Source organism: Marinifilum fragile (assembly GCF_963677365.1).
Taxonomy (GTDB): domain Bacteria; phylum Bacteroidota; class Bacteroidia; order Bacteroidales; family Marinifilaceae; genus Marinifilum; species Marinifilum fragile.
On record NZ_OY781962.1, the window covers coordinates 3655249 to 3678925 of the forward strand.

A 23677-nucleotide genomic window follows, 5' to 3' on the forward strand; every position below is an offset into this window, starting at 1 on the left:
GTTTGATGTTTCAAGTATCCTTTTATTAAAGGAAATTAGCCTGTTAAACTATTTATTGAATTTTAATTGCGTAAAGCACCACAACTATTTTTTATTTACCCAAAATTTCAGACTTATTCTAAAACTATTCACTAGCAAAATTTATAAATACACACATGCCTATATTTTTCACCTGGCCTTAAAATTGCATTCGGGAAGTGCTCATAGTTGGGAGAATTTGGAAAAATCTGCGTTTCCATAGCAATTCCTGCACATTGCACTATTGGTGCTCCTTGTTTGCCTATTTCCAAGCCATTGAAATGAGCACCTGTGTATATTTGTATCCCTGGCTGATCGGTATACACTTCTATTTTTCGTCCCGATTCCGGATCAGAAAGCACTCCTGCTAGCTTTACCGTTCCATCAAAATCATCCAATACAAAATTGTGATCAATACCATCAATCATGTTGATTTGTTCATGATTAGCATTACAAGCTGATTCTACTAATTTTGCAGTCGTAAAATCGAATGGAGTATCCTTTACCGATACGATTTCTCCTGATGTAGTTCCCAATTCAGCAGAAATGGGTGTATAGTTTGACGCATTCAAGAGCAATTCATGATTCATTGCCGATCCATTGCCCGCACCATTCAAATTGAAATAAGGATGACTTGTTAAATTAATTACTGTTGGCTTTGATGTTTCTGCCTCATATTCGATAATGAATTGATCATCATCAGTCAATCCGTATATTACTGAAACCTCCAATTTACCAGGATAATTCTGATCGCCATCCTCGCTAGTCAAACTTAATTGGTAGGCTTGCACATATTCCTCTAACTCAACAGGTCTTACTTCCCAATTTCTTAGATTAAATCCATCAAATCCTCCATGCAAATGGTTTTGCTCATTATTACAATCCAACTGAAATTTTTCTCCATCAATTTCAAATTCGCCTTTTACAATACGGTTGGCATAACGACCACAAATGGCACCAAAATATGCATCACCATCAAGCGTTTGATCAATGGTATCATATCCAACAACAACATCTGCAATATTGCCTTCTGCATCAGGAACTTTTATTGAAATGATTTGACCACCACGAGCAATAAAATCAACCTCTATACTTTTATTTTTAAGTGTATAAATCTGCATGATTATCTTTTAATATTGCGAAACCCTTACAAAGTTTTTTGCCAATTCCAGGCAGAAAGCAAAGTTTCATCAAGACTTTTTTCTGATTTCCATCCCAACTCTCTGTTTGAATATGAAGTATCTGCATATATCTGCTCAATATCTCCAGCTCTTCTGCCAACTATTTTATGAGGAACTTTCTCCCCTGTTGATCTTTCGAATGATTCAATGATTTCCAGCACAGAAACACCAGATCCTGTTCCCACATTAAAATATTCGTAGTTGGATGTGTTTTTATTTTGCAGCAAACGTTCAATGGCTACAACGTGTGCTTTCGCCAAATCTACTACATTAATATAATCTCTAATGCAATACCCGTCAGGCGTATTGTAATCATTTCCAAATACGCTAAGTTCAGGACGAATGCCTGCCACCGTTTGTGTAAGGAATGGAATAAGGTTGTTAGGAATGCCCAATGGCAATTCACCAATTTTTGAACTTGGATGTGCTCCAATTGGATTGAAATATCTCAAAGCAATTCCTTTTAGTTTAGAATGAGCTTTTGTTGTATCGCGAATGATATCTTCACAAATTGATTTTGTATTTCCATAGGGCGATTCAGCTTCTTTTCGCGGAGTTGATTCAGTTACCGGCAACTTATCAGGCTGTCCATAAACTGTGCATGATGATGAGAAAACCAAGTTTGGGATATTGTGCTCTTTCATGGCCTCCAAAATATTCATCAACGAGTTTAGGTTGTTGCGATAGTACATCAAAGGTTTTTCAACCGATTCTCCTACAGCTTTCGATGCTGCAAAATGTATAATCGCAGATAAGTTTGGATACTTTTTGAAAAATTCAGCCGTTTCTTCTTCTTTGCTAAGGTCTGTTTTTTCAAATATCGGGCGAATTCCTGTTATGGCTTCAATACCATCCAGAACTTCGATTTTTGAGTTTGACAGATTATCAGCAATTACAACTTCGAATCCACTGTTTTGCAATTCAACAACAGTGTGAGATCCAATATATCCTGTACCACCTGTAACTAAAACCTTTTTTTTCATCCTAAATATATAATATTTCACAACAATGACACACTTAATATTGGCAAGTGTGTCATTGTAATATTTTGTTTTATTTTCTCTCTACCAGAAGATTGCGTACAATGCAACCAATAAAATACAGATGGTATAAGCTACAATATTAAACACCTTACCTGTTGCAAATGTTTTTCTGCTTATTTCAATACCTTTTTCATCATCAGCTCCTTTGTTCTGTAAATAGCTAACTAACATGATAACCAATGCCGAAAGAACTGCGGTATAACCCATTTGATCCATAAATGGAACATTCACAAATATTGATTCAAGGCTTGTACCAGCAACCCATCCATTAGGAGCCACTTTAAAATACATGGCAATTGGAATAGATGCCAACACACCTGCAATAGCACCTTTGTTTGTGGACTTTTTCCAGAATAACCCCAACATAAATACCGCCAAAATACCAGGGCTAACTACACCTGTATATTCCTGAATAAATTGGAACGCCTGATCTAAACCTGCCAACTGAGGAGCAATACATCCCGCTATTAACAAGGCTACAGCTGCGGAAATTCTACCTGTATTTACCGTTTGCTTATCGCTTGCATTCGGATTAAAATATGGCTTGTAAATATCCATTGTAAAAATGGTTGAAGTTGAATTCAACATAGATGCAAGCGATGACACAATTGCCGCAGCCAATGCAGCAAAAGCCACACCTTTCAATCCTGTTGGTAAGAATTGTAACAACCAAGGATATGCTTTATCAGCAGATTCCATCGTTGGAATATTATTTTGAGCAGCATCTCCCAAAGAAGCCATAATACTTCCATCATTTACCATTACAAATGCTGCAATCCCAGGAATCACAACAATTAAAGGAATTATTAACTTCAGGAATCCTGCAAATACAATACCTCTTTGAGATTCTCTCAATGACTTAGCTGCCAAAGTTCTTTGAATAATATACTGGTTGAATCCCCAGTAATAAAGGTTAGCAACCCACATTCCTCCAACAATAACTCCAATACCAGGAAGGTTTTTGTACTGATCGTGAGCTTTATCCAAAATCATATGGAAAGAGTCTGGAGCAGCTTCGTAAATGTGCTTAAACCCAGCAAGTACACCTTCACCACCTGAAACGGTATCTAAGGCAAGATAAGTAGTTACCAATCCACCTAAAATCAAAAATACAACCTGAATTACATCAGTCCAGGCAACCGCTGAAAGACCGCCATAAAGTGAGTAGCTAGCTGCAAACAAAGCCAAACCCAATACTCCATAAATCATTGGAATACCCATGATGGTTTCAAGAGCCAAAGCTCCCAAATATAATACTGAAGTAAGATTTACAAACACATATAATGCGATCCAGAAAACGGCCAATATGGTTTTTAGGTTTGTTGAATAACGCTTCTCTACAAATTCAGGAATCGTATATAGTCCTTTCTCAATGAAAATTGGCAGAAAGTATTTACCAACAATAATTAAAGTCAAAGCAGCCATCCACTCATATGAAGCAATTGCCAATCCAATTGCAAAACCAGATCCTGACATGCCGATAAATTGCTCGGCAGAAATATTAGCCGCAATTAAGGAAGCTCCAATTGCCCACCAAGGCAATGACTTTGAAGCCAAAAAATAATCATCTGCGTTTTTTTGATGTCCTTCTTTATCACGCGATACCCATAGGCCTACGCCAACGATTATAATACCGTAAACGATAAAAATCATATAATCGAGAAAAGAAAATGTATTAGCCATTTTATTTGATTTTAGTTGAGATTAAAGTTTTATTGAAATCTGCAGGCAGAAGTATAAATTAATGATTCTACCTCATATTCTCTTCAAACCAATTATTGCCTCATTTTATAATGTATTTTTGATAGTTCTCTCAATCTTTTCGCTGCGCCCTCGGCAGTAATATCACGTTGCGGCGTACCCAGCATTTCATATCCTACCATAAATTTTTTAACACTAGCCGAGCGTAACAAAGGTGGATAGAAATGCATGTGTAAATGCCACTCAGGATGTTTTTCTCCATCTGTTGGAGCTTGATGCAATCCTGCAGAATATGCAAACGACACCTCAAACAGATTGTCGTACATAATCGTTAATTTCTTGTAAACATCAGCCAAATCTGTTTTCTCCTCATCAGTCAATTCCAGCAAATTTGACACTGCTTTTTTGCTAATGATCATTGTTTCGAAAGGCCATACTGCCCAAAACGGTACTAAAGCTACAAAAGAATTATTCTCAACCAAAATCCTCTCCTTCTTGTCAAGCTCTATTTTCAGATAGTCTGATAGCATAGTTCTTCCATGCTTCTCATAATATGCTTTCTGATTTTCAGATTCCTTTGAAGTTTCGAGAGGAATGAGTTTAGATGCCCAAATTTGCCCGTGAGGATGTGGATTGGAGCATCCCATAATGGAACCTTTGTTCTCAAATATCTGCACATAGCCAATATCTTCTCTATCTCCTAATTCCTTATACTCTTTGCACCAAAGATCAACAACCTTACGGATGTTCTCAACTTTCATTTCAGGAACCGTAAGACTATGATTCGGACTAAAGCAAATCACTTTACAAATTCCCGATTCACTTTTTGCTCTAAACAAATCACCATCCGAAAATTCTCCCTCCGGAGTATCCTGTAACAAGGCACTAAAATCATTCTGAAATGAATATACATCCTCATAAGCTGGATTTTGCTCTCCACCTACCCTTTCGTTGCCAGGACATAGGTAACATTTCGGATCATATTCAGGTCTTTTCTCCTCAATTACTTTCTCAACCTGACCTTGCCATGGTCTTTTCGACCTGTGAGGCGATACCAATATCCATTCACCAGTTAATGGATTATATCTACGATGTGGATTTTCAATGTAATCAAATTTCGCCATCTGAAATTTTTAATTGATTATTCTATTCTTTTTCCTCCGTCACCGATTTCAGCAACATAAAATTCTCCTACAATTCCTGTCTTCTGAGTATATTCCTTCCCTACTTTCTCAATAAATTCTTCAATATACTCATCTTTTACAAGACTAACGGTTGAACCTCCAAAGCCGCCGCCTGTCATTCTGGAACCAATAGTCCCTTCAATCTTTCTAGCCGCTTCAACCATAGTATCCAGTTCATGTCCCGTAACCTCATAATCATCACGAAGAGAATCATGAGAATTATTCATCAACTGTCCAAACTCTTTTAGGTTTCCTTTTTTAAGCTCTACTAAGGCTTTCTGAGTTCTTTCAATTTCGCTAATAACATGACGTGCTCTTCTTCTAATCACATCATCATTTATAAGATTTTCTAATGAGTTGAATTCTGTCAGGCAAAGTTCACCTAAATTGGCAATCTTTCTGGAGGGGTTGATTGCCTCAACAGCTGCCCGACATTCAGCAACTCGTTCATTGTATTTTCCTTCATCTAAACTATGAGGGCTATTGGTATTTCCAATAACTATTTTAGCACCTTCTAAATTAATAGGTACTAATTCGTACTCAAGATTATTACAATTCAAATATATGGCATGATCTTTTTTGCCCATTCCAGAAGCAAATTGATCCATTATACCACACATTACTCCCGCAAATTCATGTTCTGCTTTTTGGCTGTATTTTACAATACTCAACTGATCTTTGCCAAAGTTGTATTCTTCATTAATTGCTACTCCTGTAACAACCTCTAAAGATGCCGAAGATGATAAACCTGCACCGTTTGGTACATTTCCCCAGAATAATAAATCAGCACCGCAGTTCGGAATCAATCCATCTTTTTTAAATTGAACAATTACACCAAGAACATAATTAGCCCAATTTCCTTTTTCCAATGGTTCAGTTATCTCTTCAAGTGATAACTTGTAAAATTTATCTTGATTTAAAGATCTAAGTTGGATATAATCATTGTCTGTTTTTCTTATCAAACAATAGGTTCCAAATGACAATGCACATGGAAAAACAAATCCTCCATTATAATCGGTATGTTCTCCAATTAGATTTACACGGCCTGGGGAAAAATACACATGACAATCACCTTGTCCATATAATTTTTCAAACTCAATCTTTAATTCTTCAATTTGCATACAACATTCTTACTGGTTGGTACTGGTAGGCAAATTTAAATCTTTTTTGTATAAATGCAAGCGATCTTAAAAAATTAAAGCTCTAATTCATCGAACCAGAGCTTCATACCTTTCGTAAGTATTTTTATTATAAGGAATTTCTTCTTATCAACCTAGACTGATTTTCTATCAATTCATTTTTAGAGTTGATAACCATATCAGCCAATATTCTACCCATTTCTTTAAAATCTGTACTAATTGTAGTAATTCCATTGGCAACAACTTCCTTTAATGGCGTATCGTTATAAGAAATTATCCCCAAATCAGAACCTATTTTCAATTTCTCAGATTTAGCTTCCTTTACAAGAGTAACCAAATCATTATCGTTTGGAACTATATAAACCTCACCCTTTTTAATTTTATGACTTTCCAAAGTTTCAATTACCTCTAATTCCCACTTATCCTGATAGTGAGTAGCAAACTTTTTAAAGCCTTTCAACTGTCCTACTGGTTCTTTTCCTCCTGGATAAACAAAATAGATTTTCTTATATTTTTCCAATAGGTTCAGTCCTGATTCCAGCGCATTAAATACATCTTTTTCAAAATTTTGATATACGGCAGGATAATGTTTTTTTAACGCAGCATTAGTTTGATCGAGAATATAAACTTCATTTTCAGGCAACTGTTGTAATACATTATACGCATCATTAAATTTTGCAGGCATAATTATATATGAAGTATACTTTCCATTGTTGTTATCAATTAACTCTTTAAAAACTTTACGGTTAAAATGATGGAAATAAATATCAACGTTTGCCTTGTCGTTTAAATTCTCAATAAAGGAATTGTATAATATCTCTTTAAATACATTAAATTCCTCGAATAGAAGAAAGATATTCTTCTTAAATCGAGTTGAAGTACTTGCCAAATAGTAACCTTTACCTGGAACTGAAGAAATAACTCCTCTAATTTTTAACTCATTATATGCAACAAGAACGGTATCTCTGGATAAACCAAACTCTTTACAGATTGCATTAATGGAAGGGATCCGATCCCCAACATTTACAAGTCCTTTATCAATAGATTGCAGCAAAGAGAGAATAAGTTGTTTGTATTTCGGAGTGCCCGAATCAGTAGTTACATTAAATATTTTAGAAGGCATCTTAATTGTATTTATTTGGAAAAGTATAAATACAAAGGTAATAAATTCCCAACTGATACGAACCAGTATGGTAAATGAATAATTCTTGATTAATTCTTGTAAGCGGACATTCTGCTTTGAATCGTATCCCTTAACTCATCAATATTAATGCTAAATTCCTCTAAATAAAACTTCCTAATCAATTCTAACTTTCGGCTTATCAATTTCTTCCCTTTATTTAATTCCACGCATAAATTGGGATCAGAAAAATCCTCACAATTCCAATCTTTAATGTAAGTCGAATTAAAATATACTGTATCCTGAACCAAAAAGTGTGACGTAAGCTGAGCAAAATCCTCAAATTGATTTCTCGTTCCATAAGCACTCACCATCCCTCTTTTAATCGCATCTGATAATGACACACCATTTCGCCAACCTTCTCCAACATATCCTAAAGGCGAAATGTTATTGTACCCATTAGGTAATCCCATTTTTTGATGTACAATGTGGGAAAATTCATGATGCATTGTTATCAATTGATTTTCTAACCAAATTCGATCGTCTAAATCAAAGGCATTCAAATTTATTAAACTTACTCTTGCACCATTTTCAGCATACCCAAATATTATTTCTCCATCACTTTCAAAAATATATGATCCAATATACACCAACTCTTTAGGCATATATTCCTGAATGAATAATTTTGAATCTTCTGACAATACAAGAAAAGGTTTTATCCAAAGCTCCTCTATCAATTTAGTAACCGGAATAACCAAATCTTCTTTAATAGGATCTGCCGATTGATCTTTATTTAAAAACCGCTGATCCCATTCCCATCGTATAGCAGTACCATATTTGTTCAGAATATTTTCCCTGATATAAACATTATTTGGATGATTAGACAATTTTATATCTGGGGCTTTATAATCAACAACCTCGGATTTATTACAAGCTGTAATTAATATTGCGATGACAATACCTATTGAAAAAAATCCAATGTCAAAATTCCTATATATCATCACTATCTCGGGTTAGGGATTAATCCATTCACGATGGCCGATTGTGGAATTTGTACGGCTGTTCTTATATCATTCGGAATAAGTTGAAAAGTATTGCCTTGAATGTCTTTATGCGTAATCGAAAGTTCGAATCTTTTAATATCAAACCATCTTGATCCTTCATCTAAAAATTCCTTTCTTCTTTCATCCAATAAAAAATGTTTCATGGCATTTTTTATATCTGACAAAGAATAATACTCTTTAATCTTATTCAGATCAAGTTTGCCTCCGTCTAAATATCTCTTAGCCGCAAGAGTATGATAATCATTTAATGCAATTTCATATTCTCCTTGCATAATGTAACATTCCATCCTATTCAAAAGTACCTCTTCTCCTTTTAATTCACTTTGAATAAAATAGGGAAACCCTGTACTGGAGGTTGTATAGCGGAACAACTCATGGTATTTTGGAACAACAACAGCTTCAGTATTATAATTCCATCGCTGATCCCTAACATCTAGTTCGCCTTGAATATTATTATTAAATAGTTCATTAAAGATTTTAGTGTCACTCCTGTAACCATAATTGGCCCTGGCATAAAACGATTCTTTTCTTAATACAATTAGATTAGACTTTTCTTTTACATCAGAATTTTTGGCTGCCATTTCATCAAAAGTAGTCCCTTGATAAATTTTAAATAAATCCCTAACATAAACAGCTGGATCGTCTCCGAGAACCAAATTACAGTACTTTAAACTATTTGAATAATCTTTCTTAAAAAGGTAAAATCTTGCAGCAAAAGCATAGGCTGCATTCCTTGTAAAATGATATTTTTTTGATCCTGTAAAATAATCATCCTTTAATAATGAGAGTCCGGTAATTAAATCTTTTTCAATTTTATCGTAAACATCTTTAACCGAACCCCTTGAATAGTTTTTAAACATTTCATCTTCTACTACTTCTACATAAGGAATGCCAAGATCGTATTCCGCTGTTTCCTCTTTATAATGTTTAGAAAAAACATTCACCAGCATAAAATGATTGTAAGCCCTTGATATTAATGCCTCACCTCTTACTACAGCTCTATAATCATCATCACCTGAAACTTTATCGATAACAGCCAAAGCCTCATTACAATGGGCAATTGCATAATATGTATTTTCCCAAAAATAAGTAGTAGATTCCTGAGCTTCGTAAGAATCCATTGAAACCCATTGAAAAGCTTCTGTCATATGATCTCTTTGGGTATTATCAGGAATCGCTGATACATTATCAGTCATCCATTCAATAAAAAGATAAGTACTCTCATTGTACGAGTTGGCAACTAACTTGGCAACATCTTTAACTGTTTGCAACTCCTTTCTGTCATCTGGATTTTCATCAAGATAAGAATCACAAGAAATTGAAAGTACAGTTAGAAGTAATATGCCAAAAAGTCTATTCATGAAAGAGCTATCAGTTTAAGCTTAGAAGGCTAAGTTAACAGAAAAACTGTAAGTTCTGGACATAGGAAGTGAAATTCCTCCTGATTGAAAAAACTCAGGATCAACACCATTTAACTTTTTATCCGAATAAAGCAAGGCAATATTATATGCCTGAAATTTTAAATTTGCCGAACTCAAATTCATTGAATCCAGCCAAGATTTGGGCAATTGATATACTACACCAATATTTTTGAGTCGTACAAAACTTCCATCTGCTACACGAGCAGTACTTTTATTATAAAGTTGATATGGATTTAATCCAGCATCATTTAATTCTTCAGATTTCCATCGTGTTAATATCACCGGAATATTAGTTCTATTCTCATCACCAGCTTTTTTCCAACGATTTTTAAGTCCTCCCGGAAGACTTGAATAATCATCATAGCTGTTACTGAATGCATCATCAAGCCTGATTTTATTTCCAAATCGGTAATTTAAACCTATTGATAAGGTCCAATTTTTATAATGAAAAATATTTTCCAGCCCACCAAAACCTTTGGGCGTCGTTGGGCCCTCATATTTCAGATATTTCAAAATATCTATCCTTTTCTGTAAATTAAGCTTTTGAATGGTTTTACCATTTGATCCGTAAAATTGAGGAACTCCATTACTATCTAATCCTGCAAATGGGATAGAAAATAAACTATTGGAAGAATAACCTTTGAGATTTGTTCCTAATGACTGAATTGCATCTGCAATTCTAGGTTCATCATAGTATTTGATAATTTTATCCTTGGCATAGCTAAAAGTTAAACGGGTATCCCAATTAAAGTTTTTTGTTTTAACATTTTGAGTGCTAAGAGTAAATTCAATTCCATTAATTTTCATTTCGCCAACATTACCATACTTCTTTCTTATTCCACCAACACCACTTGTAGTAACAAAACCAAGTAAATCTTTAGATCTTCTTCTGAAATACTCAATATCAGTATAAAATCTTCCATCTAAGATTTCTAATTCCATACCTAAATTAAATTCATACAATTTTTCCCAGGTAAGATCTCTATTGGCCAACTCATCTATATATAAAACATCTTCTCCATCCTCATCATTCGGTCTCAAAGGTTCACCTGTCTTTAAAATTAAAGATGGACTTGCCCCAATTCCATTATCGCCAGATAATCCGTAAGTTGCCTTTAACTTTAAGCGATCCACAAAACCAATCGACTTCATAAAGTTCTCACCATGAATATTCCAAGCTCCGCTAACATTCCAAGTAGGTAGGTATCTTGAATCACTATTTTTCCCTTGTCGATTATCTCCATCGTACCTAAAAGTAGAATTCAGAATGTATTTTCCTTTGTAAGAATATGCTCCGGTTAAAAATACTCCGGCAAACCTGTACTTTTCTTTCTTTCTGTAATAATCTGTTTGATCACGAAATTTTAGATATTTTGCAACCATTGGATTTGTAATGCTAATTCCTCCCTGATCGTATAAGTACCCCCAAATTTCATTGTGAGTTTCTTTTCTATTTGTATATCTAATTTCCTGTCCGAACAGTAACTTTACAATATGATCCTGATCTGATTTTAAATTCCAATCAATTATATTTCTGATAAAATAACTTGTCAATGAATTTTTAGTAGTATTATAAAATCCTCCCTGATCCAAAACCGTATAAGGCTCTTTTTCTGGGTAATCTGGATCATCAAAAAGAAAATTATTACTATTAACAAACAAAGGATCATCAGCTCTATATGCTTCTGCATGATTAGATTTTTCATGAATCTTTTGCTCCCGTAACGTATTTACCCAACGTCCTTGAAAAATAGATCTAAACCTCAATTTAGAAGTAATAGCATACTGCACTTCGCCTTGAAACAAAATATCATCTACATCTACATTTACATAATTGTGATCCAATTCATAAAGAATATTAAAAGGAGCATAATTCCTTCTAAAATACTCTAAATTGCCATTATCGTCGAAAGGTCTAATACTTCTACTAGTATACAGTGCGTAATTATACGGGTTTACATCAAAATTACGCTCATAAAGTCCATCAATGGGTTCAAACTTTCTATCTTTTGATCCTGGCAATTTTTGATCTCTTATGTTACCTGATACTTTAAATCCCAATTTCAAGCGATTTGACACATCAAAATCCCCTTTTACCAATGCAGTATAATTTTTAACCTCATCAGCTAAAGTTTGTCCTTCATCAGTATAGTATCCAATAGAAGTATAATATCTGGATTTATCCGATCCTCCAGAAATACTAAAGGAATGCTGTTGTGATAAAGAATTTCGAAATAAAACATCAAACCAGTCTGTATTCGAATTGGCATATTTTGATAGGAACTGATAATTCAAGCCTCCATCAGGTCCCCAACTTACATTATTGTTAGCAATCTCATAAAACATTTTGCTCATGGCTCCATGGTTTGCTGCCGATGCTGCTTTGGCAATATCAATCCAACCTTTATCATACAACTCTTTATAAACTTCCATTTCTTCATCTGAAGATAATATGTCGAACTGTGAATAATTGGGCTTTTGTCTTACAATTGCACTTCCTGAATAGGTAACTTTTAATTTGCCTGTTTTTCCTTTTTTAGTAGTAATTACAATTACCCCATTCATTGCTTTTGCACCATACAATGCAGTAGCAGAAGCATCTTTTAATATCTGAAATGATTCAATATCATCAGGATTTAAACCAACTACACCAGAACTCAAGACCGTAGAAAGATTACCAGATGCTAAATCATTATTTGTCAACTCTATAATATCTTCCTGAACTACACCATCAATCACCCACAAAGGTTTATTGCTCCCATTTATTGATGCTTTCCCTCTAATTCGTACAATAGGAGATATTCCAAAAGTTCCGGAAATATTGTCTACTTGCACTCCAGCTATGTGCCCCTGTAGTGATCGACTAACATCTGCAATTCCACTTAAAGCAATATCAATTTGGTTTAACTTATTGGCCGATCCAGTAAATAAGTTTCTGTCAATTTTCTGAAACCCAGTTGTAACCAACACTTCACTCAGTTTCTCATCAGATGGAAACAACTCTACATCTATTTTTTCCAATTCACCAACACTCACCTCTTTGGTTTTCATTCCTATAAACGAAAACACTAATATAATATCAGGATCATTAGACGTAACAAAGGAATAATTACCATTAATGTCAGTAGATGTACCAAAATAAGTTCCCTTTATCAGAACAGATACACCTGGCAAAATCATACCTCTATTATCGGTAACATTCCCATAAAGCTTTTTTACTTTTTTAATCGTTCTTTGAAGTTTTGAGTCTGCGCTATTAGCATTGGGATCAGGCTTAATTATAATTACCTTATCACGAATTTCGTATGTCAAACCAGATTCGGTTAAACATTCTTGAAGAATTTCCCTTACACTTTTAGGAATACCAGAAAGATTAATATTGCGAATTTTCTTAATATCATCTACATTATACAAAAATGTATAATTGGTCTTTTCTTTGATTTCGGACATTACCTCAATCAAACTTGCACCTTTCATTCGCAACTCTAACCTTTCCTCTTGTGGAAATGCTTTAGATTTTTGTCCAAAACACACAAACAGAAAGAAGAAAAACAGGAGTCTTATTGCAAAAAACTCTTTTCTTTTCTGCATAAACCTCTAATTCCGATTTTTTTTAATATTTTTGAGTTGTGATTTGGTTAGTATTACACTTCTAGTGATAGTAGTGTTTATTGGCTTTGACCGAGATTTGTAGCAGCAAATCTCGGTTTTTTTTTAAACTTCTTCAACCAAAAGGGCTCTATCCTTTATTGTGAATTTCACTTTTTGTGTAACCTCAATCAACTCTAATATTTGATCGATATTATCGTATCTAGTCAGATCTCCTGAAAATCTTAATTTTTTAACAGACTCGTTTAAAAAGGAAACATCTACATTGTACCATCTTGAAAGTCTTGTCATTATATCTTCCAAACTCTCATTTTCAAAAACAAACCTTCCATCTTTCCAAGCAGTATAAATTTCAGTATCAACTATCTGCTTTAATGTTTTCCCAGTTAATTTATTAAAACGATATTGTTCATTTGGCAACAATTTTACCTTGTTTCCAAACAAAGTATCACTAACTTCAACTCTACCTTCAACCAATGTAGTTACAATTTCATTTAAATCGGAATAGGCATTAACATTAAATGAAGTACCAAGAACTTTAACCTGTGCTTTATTCGCATTGACAACAAATGGATGAACAGAATCCTTAGCTACTTCAAAGAAGGCTTCCCCTTTAAGCTCAACTTTTCTTATCCCCGATCCAAATTCTGATGGAAACCGTAGTTTCGAATTGGAATTAAGCCATATTCTGGTTCCATCCATTAGTGTCAACTTATATTCCCCCCCTCTGGGAATAATAATTGTATTGTAGGTTAATTGTGATTTGGTAATATTTGATTTTTTCTGATAAATTAATTCCTGAGTTTTATTTGAAATAAATACATCACCTTCTTTAATTGTAACCTCCTCGTTAAGCTGATACCTTTCACCATCGCTTGTTATCAGTATAGCCTGCTGTGTTCCCGGACCAATAATATTTGAAAGATTATTATCCAGCAAGTTGGTAAAGAAAAGTGTAGATCCAATTGCAAGAATAAGCACTGCAACAGCTCTTAAAAAGTTAACTTTTAACTTTCTAACCCTTTCATTTTTAATTTTAGCCTGAATTTTATCCCAATTAGCTCTTTTATTGGATTGCTCCAATTTTAATTCTCTTTCCAAATATTGCCTTTCGGGATCCATAGAAAGTTTATGGAACAGAATTGCATTTTCTTCATTTGCTTGCTTCCATTCCTCCAGGTACTGAAATTCCTCTTCAGTTAATCGATTCTCCAATCGTTTAACAATTAAATCAGCAATTTTAAATCCTGAATTTAAATCCTTCATCTTCATTTTTGCATTTACATGTACTATAACAGTTTCTCTCAAAAAAAGGGTGACAAACATCGTTAATTTTGTCACCTTTGTAATTCTTGGATATTTTTTTTACAAAAACATCAACATCGTAAATAAATCTTTTAGATTCTCTTTCAAGAACTTACTAGCTCTTTGTTTTTGGGTTTTCACTGTATTTATAGAAATATTCAGGTCTTCTGCAATTTCTGCATTTTTTAGACCCTTTAAACTCAATAAGTAAATAGCTCTCGCCGATTCAGGAAGTTTTCCTACTGTATCTGCAATGATCCTGTTCACTTCCTCTTCAATAACATTATTTAAAAAATAATCCTCACTTAAAATATCAGTCTTCGCCTGAACTTCGTAATTTCGCTCAACTTTTTGGTGATCCAGATAGTTTAAACATGAATTACGAACCGTTTTATATAAAAAGGCTTTGAGTGGTGCCTCATGATAAAAGGAAGATTTTTTTTCCCAAACTTTTATGAAACTCTCTTGAACCAGATCCTCAACAGCTTCATTATTAGCTATATATTTTTGGCCGAATAAAAACAATGCCTCGTAATATTTATCATATAAATCCCTAAAAGCAGATTGACTTCCACTTCTGAATTTATCAATGGATATATTAGCAGTTGTTGACATGGATTCTAATTACAAATGGACAGACAATATTATAAAATAATTTCAGAATTCAATAATCGTATATTTTCAATTAGATAAACCAATTGAATCGCGTGCTATACAATAAAAAAAGAGTGCCTAAAACAGACACCCTCTTTTAATGTTATGAGACCTTTTTATAAGTCTAATTTTTTCTTCAAATGCTTTGGCAAGGCATCTTTATGAACCATTATGGCAACTGTTTTTAACTTAACGTATGCTTCACTCATATTTAAATAGCCACCAAATTTATTGCTGTCATCAGCCCAAGAATTTTTGGTCTTGTAATAAAGCGTTCCATTTTCATCCTTAACAATACCAGTTAAATGCATCAAATGATCATCAGTTGTCTGGAAATTATCAAAAGTTTTTTGACGCAATTCTTGTGTTACTTTTGGTTCATTGGTGTTTGCTCTATTCTTTTCTGTTTTATTCTCAACACCCTCTTCCCATTTCGCAATTTCAGAGTTACTCATATCTGTTTCCTTAACATTTGGTAATACAGCATATCCATTTCTATGCGAAAAACCTTTTTCACTTACATCACCGTCCCAACAAACAGAATATCCATTTTCTAAGGCGTAATTCATAACCTCCATCAATTCATCGATTGGTACATTATAATATAAATCATCCGACCAATTATCCGGAATCTCAAGATTAATTTTTGAATAAAAAGGATGGTGGTTGTATGATGTAAGCTCTACATAATCAGAAGAGTTAAAACCAACTTCTTTTGCAAATTCTTGCGGAGTATATTCTTTTCCATTGTACTCGAAAGACTCCGGCAGTTTTCCCATATAAATATCTAAAACACCATTTACCGATGAAAACCAAACCGGTGTAATTGTTTTATTAGGATTTTTAACAATTTCATCCAACATGGCTTTTGTCGATTTCACCATTTCTCTGTGAATGTGAAAATCTCCCTCATACTGATTGCCAGAATAAACTGATTCCGGCACAAATCCATGAGTTTTTACAACATTCATTACATCATGAGCTTGTCCTCCTTCGCTAAAGTTACCTTTTCCATGCAATCGAAAATAGCGTTTTGCTTTTTTTGAATAGGCCTCACGCACAATATACATTTCAGATAAATCCAATTCTGGAGCACCCATTCTCAATAATTCTGTTTCAATAAATGAAGTAGTTGCAAAGCTCCAGCAAGTACCTGTACTTTGTTGATTTTTAACTGGTGTAGTCTTTACTTCAGTAATAGTAGTAAATTTCTTTTCATCCTGTTGCTCCTGTGCGTTTACCACATGCAAACCACTTATCAACAACAGTGTAAGGATTAATTTGTTCATTTGTTTGTGTTTAAGTTCAAAGGTATATTCTTATAAGTTCTCTAATTCTAACTGTTTCTTTTTCGGCATTTTTTCAACAACCAACTTATACGATTTATCAATCCACTCTTTTATTAAATCATCAGATACACTTCCATCAATCTTAACAGTATTCCAATACCTTTTATTCATATGGTATCCTGGAAGCACTGCAGCATATCTTTCTCTTAATTCTATTGCAAGGTCTTCTTCACACTTTACATTAATGCTCAATTCTTGATTGATATTTGTAAGCAAAAACATTTTACCTAAAACCTTAAATACCAAAGTTTCTTCATCAAAAGGAAAACTCTCGGTAACGGCTTTTTTCGATAGACAATACAGTCTTAATTCTTCGATATTCATGATTTAATCGTTTATTAAAAATCTGTACAATTGAAGACTAACAAATATAACGAGTTTTAAAGATATCTGTAATCGCACTTTAATATTCTAACGGAAAATTTATTCTCCTACTAGTAAACTACTTGCAAAATGTAAAAATTACTTTCTTAACTTCATTCAATTTTGACAAAACGATATCATTTGAATGCTAAGAAATAATAATCGTTTATCAACATAAAACAAAGCTCCACTCAAGCTCTCTGTTATCTCGAATTATGTTTCATTTATTCTTGTTTAAGAATTCATATACTTCACCACAAACACTCCCAATTCACTGAGTTTTACCACATATTACTGAAATTCCGAATAAGAGCTCTTAAAATGATTTTTTTTTAAAACTAGTCTTGATTTCGTATATTTATACCATTCAAAACGCTTTTTAAAAGTAGATTTAGTTATGACTCAAGTTAGTTACACTCAAAAATATAATTGGAAGGACAAGCGAATTCTCATCGTCGAAGACGAGGAAATCAATAACATGTTCTTTGATGCTGCATTAAGTAGAACCGAATCTGAATTGCTTTGGGCAAAAAATGGCAAAGAAGCTGTTGACATAGTAGATGTTACGGAAGACGTTGACGTTATATTAATGGATATTCGCTTACCAATAATGGATGGTTGTGAAGCCACCAGAAGAATTAAAAAACGACACAGCAAAATTCCTATTATTGCTCAAACTGCTTATGCATTGGAAGGTGATCGTGAACGCATTTTAGATGCTGGTTGTGATGACTATCTTGCAAAACCAATTCGTTTTGAAGAATTACTAGCAACAATTGATAAATACCTTGCTGACTAATCTACTGGCGCAATAAATGCATCTTCGATGTGTTCTATTTCGTACCTCTCTCCTTTTTTAACTACGCTAACAACATCAAATCTAACTTCTTGTTTAATTTCTTTTAAATCTACATATGCCTGTGTAGCTTTTACAAGAAATTTAATTTTTGACAAAGTAATTGCATCTGCTGGATGTTCAAAATAATCTGTCGATCGGGATTTTACTTCCACAACAACCAAAAAATCATCTTTTAAGGCAACAATATCGAGCTCTTTTTTTTGGTAAATCCAATTCCTATCGAGAATTTGGTAACCAATCCCTATCAGGTACTTTACAGCCAAATCCTCTCCTAATTTACCTAATTCGTTATGCTTTGCCATTATTTATCCCAATAAAAACTAACCTCTTTCTCGTCCACCACTATTTTTACATACCTTCCCAGAGGTAGTGTCCAGTTATCATTAATATGCCCAGCAGGAAAATCATAAACAACAGGGTAATAATAGTTTTCCACAGCTTCATTAATGATTTCATAAGCAGATTTTCCAAATTTAGGATCACCTTCTTTCATGCTGCTAAAACCGCCAACCACTAGAGCCTGAAGTTCTGACAATTTTCCACCCATTCTTAAGTTATGCATCATTCTATCTAAATGATATAATTCCTCACCTACATCTTCTATGAATAAAATTTTACCATGAGTTTCAAAATCCATATTTGTACCACGCAAGCTGTACAAAATAGATAAATTACCACCTATCAATTCACCTTCAGCAATACCCAAGCGATTCAATTCATGAGATTGAATTCTATAATCCTCCTGATTTCCCATTATAGCACAACATAGACTTTCAACCGATTTTCCAGTTTCATCATCTGTAAAATTAATAGGCATTACAGAATGTAAACTCTCAACTTCCAGAATATTGTTCAAATAACTATGAAATACAGTAATATCGCTATAACCAATGATCCATTTGGGTTTGCGAAGAAATAAATCAAAATCTACATGTTCCAATATTCGTACGCATCCATATCCTCCTCTGGCACAAAGAATTGCTTTTATATCTGGGTCATCCAGCATTTGCTGAAAATCTTTCAACCTATTTAAATCCCTCCCTGCAAATTGGTGATACTCATCAAATACATGCTTACCCAAAACTACCTTTAAGCCTAAACGCTCAAGCATGGTAACTGCAATTCCCACTTTTTCCGGCTCTATCTTTCCTGCTGGTGAAATGATCCCAATTTTATCTCCTTTTTCTAAAGCAGTAGGCTGATACATATTTATTTAGTTTTTATTGTAAACTGTGTTCAAATTAAGAATAAAATGCAAAGCAAGAACAATATTTTTGATAATTCTATCTTATCTTTGCCAACGATTTGCTAAATAACGTGCTAATCAACTAAAAAAGTAACCAAAATAATAGTTGGAACAGATATTACAACTCTTGTTCCATGTGTAAAAAATATCTCAAATGAAGAAATTTAACAGAACTCTTGTAACTACAGCTCTTCCATATGCCAATGGTCCAGTTCATGTTGGACATCTGGCAGGTGTATATGTTCCAGCCGATATTTATGTAAGATACCTAAGGATGAAAGGTGAGGATGTTCTTTTAATTGGAGGTTCCGATGAGCATGGTGTACCTATTACTATTAAGGCTCAAAAAGAAGGTATCACTCCTCAAGATGTTGTTGACAAGTATCACAATATCATTAAAGATTCATTCGAGAAATTTGGTATTTCTTTCGATATTTACTCTAGAACAAGTAATAAAGTTCATCACGAAACGGCTTCTGAATTCTTTAAGACTTTGCACGAAAAGGGTGAATTTGTTGAAAAAACCAGCGAGCAATATTACGATGCAGAAGCGAATCAATTTCTTGCTGACCGCTACATAACTGGAACTTGTCCTCATTGTAAAAGTGAAGGAGCTTATGGAGATCAATGTGAAAGCTGTGGTACTTCATTGAATGCAACAGATCTTATTGATCCTAGATCATCAATCACTGGAAACAAGCCAGAATTAAAAGAAACCAAACACTGGTATTTACCACTTGACAAATATGAGCCATATTTAAAACAATGGATTCTTGAAGAACACAAAGAATGGAAACCAAATGTTTATGGTCAGTGTAAATCATGGTTGGACAACGGACTTCACCCACGTGCCGTTACACGTGATTTGAATTGGGGAGTTCCTGTTCCAGTAGAAGGAGGAGAAGGAAAAGTTTTGTACGTTTGGTTCGATGCTCCTATCGGATATATTTCAGCAACCAAAGAACATACGCCTGATTGGGAAAAATATTGGAAAGCTGAAGATTCTAAAATGGTTCATTTCATCGGAAAAGACAATATTGTTTTCCACTGTATCATTTTCCCATCAATGCTAAAAGCTGAAGGTTCGTACATTTTACCAGAAAATGTTCCTTCAAACGAATTCTTGAATTTAGAAGGAGATAAAATCTCTACATCAAGAAACTGGGCTGTTTGGTTGCACGAATATTTAGAAGAGTTCCCTGAAAAACAGGATGTATTGCGTTATGTACTTACAGCCAATGCTCCTGAAACCAAGGATAATGACTTCACTTGGAAAGATTACCAAGCAAGAAACAACAATGAATTGGTTGCAATTCTTGGAAACTTCGTGAACCGAGCATTGGTACTAACACATAAATATTTCGATGGAAAAGTTCCTGCTGCAGGAGAGCTTAATGATTTCGATAAAGAAACATTGGCTGAAATTCCAACTATCAAAGCTCAAGTAGAGAAAAATCTTGAAACTTACCACTTCCGTGAAGCTTTAAAAGAAGCAATGAATTTAGCTCGATTAGGAAATAAATATCTTGCAGATACAGAACCTTGGAAAGTGATAAAAACAGATGAAGAAAGAGTTAAGACAATCATGAACATTTGTCTTCAAATCTCTACAAACCTTTCTACATTAATGGAACCATTCTTACCATTCTCGGCCAACAAATTAAGAGAATTCTTAAACATTGAGCCGCTAGCTTGGGATAATATTGGTGAAAATGTAATTGAAGTGGGTCATCAAATTAACAAAGCTTCATTGTTGTTCGAAAAAATCGAAGATGAAACCATTCAGGCTCAGGTTGATAAATTATTAGCAACCAAAGCTGCTAACGAAGCTGCAAACAAACCAGTTGCTCCAGCAAAAGAAAACATCAACTTCGATGATTTCATGAAAATGGATGTTAGAGTTGGTACCATTATCGAAGCTGAAAAAGTTGCAAAAACCAAGAAACTTTTAAAACTAACCGTTGATACAGGTATTGATCAACGAACTGTGGTTTCTGGTATCGCAGAACATTATAAGCCAGAAGAAATTATTGGCAAACAAGTAAGCATTTTGGTGAACCTTGAGCCTAAAAAGCTAAAAGGAATCGAATCGCAAGGTATGATTCTAATGGCTGAAGATGCTGATGGAAAACTATCTTTTGTTTCTCCTGATCAAGATGTAAAACCTGGTTCTGAAATCGGATAAGAAAAAATATATAAACAGAAAAGCGCTTCCTTTAGGGAGGCGCTTTTTTTATATCTCGATAATTCTATTTCTTATTTTTTCAATACCCAATACGAAGATTTTGGATTGGCTGCTATAGCCTGTTTCTTAAATTGGTCAACTGCCTCTCTGTTATTGAATTGGTTAATTGCAACAGAGAACAAATTCTTATTTTTAATGATCACTGCCGGATAAGATTTTGAGATTAACTCTTCTTGCAAGATCTTAGCATTTTCAATAGTTGTAAAACTTCCAGCAATCAAATAAAATTTTCCTTTACTAGTTTTAGAAATTTTAGCTGAGATTTTATTCTTTTCGATTTTAGGCTCAAACTTCACCAACTCTTCAGGAGGAGAAATTTGAGGTTTCAATTGCACATGATTCTCCGTTAAAGAATTTTTATCTCCAGAAAATCCCATCGAAGCTGAATCCAAAACCGCTTTACGTTCCGAATTCAATGGGAGCAAAGCTACAGCCAACAAAACTGCAGCCGCCGCAGAAGCATACCAAATTCTTTTGGTAGTAAAAAATCCTTTTACCTGATGATCAACAATCGAAGGAATTCTTTCTTCAACAGGTTTATGCAGTTTTGGAAGTTCAAGCTGTTCCAATCCCAAACTATCAACCAAATAATTCAGGTTTGCTAATGGTTCGAATTGCAAGTTATGCTTTCTATCCTTCCAAAAAGAACCAATCCCATCAATCACAACTTTTTCTCCGCGCTGAATTTTCACTCGAATGTTTTCCACAAAAAACATCACAGCTTTCTCAGCTTCGGCATAACTCAAATTTTCCAAGTCTGCCAAATGATTTATCAAAAGACCATCGTTTTGTGTTAGATTACGATTAAATCCTAAATCCTTCGATGGAGGAAAAACCATTTGCAGATTTTCATCAATTCTGGCCGAACGATAATTCGCTACAAATCCACCAAAACCTGGCAAAATCACACAATCGTGCACAAATAATAAATCTTGTATGTATTTTGATATCTCATGCATAATAGACAAATATAGTTAAAAATAAATGTCACTCAAATGGATTATTTACACACAAGAACCAACCAATTAAAAATCAACAAATTCCATATTTAATTTTAAATTAATTAAATTATACAAACATTTCGATAAAAAAGGACTTAATTTTACTTATCAAATAGATAGACGAATTGTAATTATGCAGAAACAAATTTTAGTTACAGGTGGTACAGGATATATTGGATCTCACACTGTTGTTGAATTGCAAAACAGTGGATTCGAAGTTGTAATTGCTGATAATCTGTCAAACTCAAAAATCGAAGTTCTGGATGGTATTGAAGCCATAACAGGAATTCGCCCGATATTCGAAAAAACAGACCTTAGCAAGGAAGAAGAAACGGCTGAATTTTTCAAAAAGTATCCAAACTTATCTGCGATTATACATTTTGCAGCATCGAAAGCTGTAGGAGAATCGGTTGAAAAACCTTTGATGTACTATCGCAACAACCTAAACTCGTTGATGAATATTTTGGAGGCCATGAAAGAGCACAATATTCCAAACTTGGTTTTCTCTTCGTCATGCACAGTTTATGGACAGCCTGATAAGTTGCCGGTAACGGAATCAACTCCACGAAAAGAAGCTGAATCGCCCTATGGAAATACAAAATCAATTTGTGAAGATATCATTCGCGATACAACAAAAGCTCATTCTAAACTGAAAGGAATTGCTTTGAGATATTTCAATCCAATTGGAGCACATCCAAGTTCAAAAATTGGGGAATTGCCATTGGGCGTTCCTAACAACCTTATTCCATTCCTTACACAAACGGTGGCAGGCATTCGCCCTGAACTTAGCGTATTTGGAAATGATTACAATACGCCTGACGGGTCTTGCATTAGAGATTACATTAATGTAGTAGATTTGGCTAAAGCACACGTTGTTGCCATTGAACGTTTGCTGCAAAATAAAAATGCATCCAACTACGAATATTTTAATGTTGGAACGGGATCTGGTGTTTCTGTACTGGAAATCATTGAATCATTCGAAAGGTCAACAGGAGAGAAAGTTCCACATAAAATAGTTGGCAGAAGAGCTGGAGATATTGAGCAGATATATGCAGACACCTCATATTCAAACAGAGAGTTGGGATGGAAATCAGAAAAAAGTCTTGATGAAACTTTGCTTTCTGCCTGGAATTGGCAAGTAAGCATTATGACGCAAGAAGAAAAATAAACCATAA

The 23677-nt window shown here is 34.2% G+C and carries 19 protein-coding genes; 3 read left to right on the forward strand and 16 right to left on the reverse strand.

Features of this window, described 5'->3' with window-relative positions; translation table 11 throughout:
• Nucleotides 1-131 precede the first annotated feature (131 nt).
• The 13 genes from ACKPCA_RS14565 to ACKPCA_RS14625 all read right to left on the reverse strand — a co-directional run bounded on the left by ACKPCA_RS14565 (nt 132) and on the right by ACKPCA_RS14625 (nt 17112).
• The gene (locus ACKPCA_RS14565) at nt 132-1139 is read right to left on the reverse strand and encodes an aldose epimerase family protein (RefSeq protein ID WP_321279761.1); all 1008 of its coding nucleotides are present in this window, start codon (nt 1137-1139) and stop codon (nt 132-134) included.
• A 26-nt stretch (nt 1140-1165) separates the two neighbouring features.
• Entirely contained in the window at nt 1166-2182 is a 1017-nt protein-coding gene (gene galE, locus ACKPCA_RS14570) for a UDP-glucose 4-epimerase GalE (protein ID WP_321279763.1), read from the reverse strand.
• 81 nt (nt 2183-2263) lie between these two features.
• A complete protein-coding gene (locus ACKPCA_RS14575) occupies nt 2264-3925 on the reverse strand; it encodes a sodium/sugar symporter (RefSeq protein WP_321279764.1) in 1662 nt (553 codons plus the stop codon).
• Between the two features lie 92 nt (nt 3926-4017).
• A complete protein-coding gene (locus tag ACKPCA_RS14580; protein WP_321279766.1) occupies nt 4018-5067 on the reverse strand; it encodes a UDP-glucose--hexose-1-phosphate uridylyltransferase in 1050 nt (349 codons plus the stop codon).
• Between the two features lie 17 nt (nt 5068-5084).
• Nucleotides 5085-6248 carry a galactokinase gene (locus ACKPCA_RS14585; RefSeq protein WP_321279768.1) on the reverse strand — a complete coding sequence of 388 codons (1164 nt, stop codon included), beginning with the start codon at nt 6246-6248 and terminating at the stop codon, nt 5085-5087.
• A 127-nt stretch (nt 6249-6375) separates the two neighbouring features.
• Entirely contained in the window at nt 6376-7389 is a 1014-nt protein-coding gene (locus tag ACKPCA_RS14590; protein ID WP_321279769.1) for a GntR family transcriptional regulator, read from the reverse strand.
• Between the two features lie 89 nt (nt 7390-7478).
• Nucleotides 7479-8387 (reverse strand): substrate import-associated zinc metallohydrolase lipoprotein, encoded by a 909-nt coding sequence (locus tag ACKPCA_RS14595; RefSeq protein WP_321279771.1) that lies wholly within the window; start codon nt 8385-8387, stop codon nt 7479-7481.
• 2 nt (nt 8388-8389) lie between these two features.
• A complete protein-coding gene (locus tag ACKPCA_RS14600; RefSeq protein ID WP_321279772.1) occupies nt 8390-9811 on the reverse strand; it encodes a RagB/SusD family nutrient uptake outer membrane protein in 1422 nt (473 codons plus the stop codon).
• A gap of 21 nt (nt 9812-9832) precedes the next feature.
• Nucleotides 9833-13462 carry a SusC/RagA family TonB-linked outer membrane protein gene (locus tag ACKPCA_RS14605; protein WP_321279773.1) on the reverse strand — a complete coding sequence of 1210 codons (3630 nt, stop codon included), beginning with the start codon at nt 13460-13462 and terminating at the stop codon, nt 9833-9835.
• 123 nt (nt 13463-13585) lie between these two features.
• Entirely contained in the window at nt 13586-14746 is a 1161-nt protein-coding gene (locus ACKPCA_RS14610; RefSeq protein ID WP_321279774.1) for a FecR family protein, read from the reverse strand.
• 99 nt (nt 14747-14845) lie between these two features.
• Nucleotides 14846-15400, reverse strand: a complete 555-nt coding sequence (locus ACKPCA_RS14615) for an RNA polymerase sigma-70 factor (RefSeq protein WP_321279775.1) — start codon at nt 15398-15400, stop codon at nt 14846-14848.
• Between the two features lie 155 nt (nt 15401-15555).
• Nucleotides 15556-16728, reverse strand: coding sequence for a C1 family peptidase (locus ACKPCA_RS14620; protein WP_054722730.1), 1173 nt, complete (start codon nt 16726-16728; stop codon nt 15556-15558).
• Between the two features lie 30 nt (nt 16729-16758).
• Nucleotides 16759-17112 (reverse strand): MmcQ/YjbR family DNA-binding protein, encoded by a 354-nt coding sequence (locus ACKPCA_RS14625; protein ID WP_321279776.1) that lies wholly within the window; start codon nt 17110-17112, stop codon nt 16759-16761.
• A 436-nt stretch (nt 17113-17548) separates the two neighbouring features.
• Here ACKPCA_RS14625 and ACKPCA_RS14630 point away from each other — a divergent pair, with 436 nt between their 5' ends.
• On the forward strand, nt 17549-17950 hold the full coding sequence (locus tag ACKPCA_RS14630) for a response regulator (protein ID WP_054722723.1): 402 nt from the start codon (nt 17549-17551) through the stop codon (nt 17948-17950).
• Here the strand turns inward: ACKPCA_RS14630 and ACKPCA_RS14635 are convergent.
• Both ACKPCA_RS14635 and ACKPCA_RS14640 read right to left on the reverse strand, forming a co-directional pair.
• A complete protein-coding gene (locus tag ACKPCA_RS14635) occupies nt 17947-18312 on the reverse strand; it encodes a YraN family protein (protein ID WP_321279777.1) in 366 nt (121 codons plus the stop codon). The genes ACKPCA_RS14630 and ACKPCA_RS14635 overlap by 4 nt on opposite strands.
• Nucleotides 18312-19217: a S66 peptidase family protein gene (locus tag ACKPCA_RS14640; protein WP_321279779.1), complete on the reverse strand. Its 906-nt coding sequence runs from the start codon at nt 19215-19217 to the stop codon at nt 18312-18314. The genes ACKPCA_RS14635 and ACKPCA_RS14640 overlap by 1 nt, the downstream gene beginning before the upstream one ends.
• A 193-nt stretch (nt 19218-19410) precedes the next feature.
• Here ACKPCA_RS14640 and metG point away from each other — a divergent pair, with 193 nt between their 5' ends.
• Complete coding sequence (metG, locus tag ACKPCA_RS14645; protein ID WP_321279781.1) at nt 19411-21441, forward strand: methionine--tRNA ligase; 2031 nt, start codon at nt 19411-19413, stop codon at nt 21439-21441.
• 71 nt (nt 21442-21512) lie between these two features.
• Here metG and ACKPCA_RS14650 read toward each other — a convergent pair whose 3' ends face one another.
• Entirely contained in the window at nt 21513-22460 is a 948-nt protein-coding gene (locus tag ACKPCA_RS14650) for an HU domain-containing protein (RefSeq protein WP_321279782.1), read from the reverse strand.
• A 175-nt stretch (nt 22461-22635) separates the two neighbouring features.
• Between ACKPCA_RS14650 and galE (ACKPCA_RS14655) the strand changes: the two genes are divergently transcribed.
• Nucleotides 22636-23670, forward strand: a complete 1035-nt coding sequence (gene galE / locus ACKPCA_RS14655; protein ID WP_321279783.1) for a UDP-glucose 4-epimerase GalE — start codon at nt 22636-22638, stop codon at nt 23668-23670.
• Nucleotides 23671-23677: the final 7 nt, after the last annotated feature.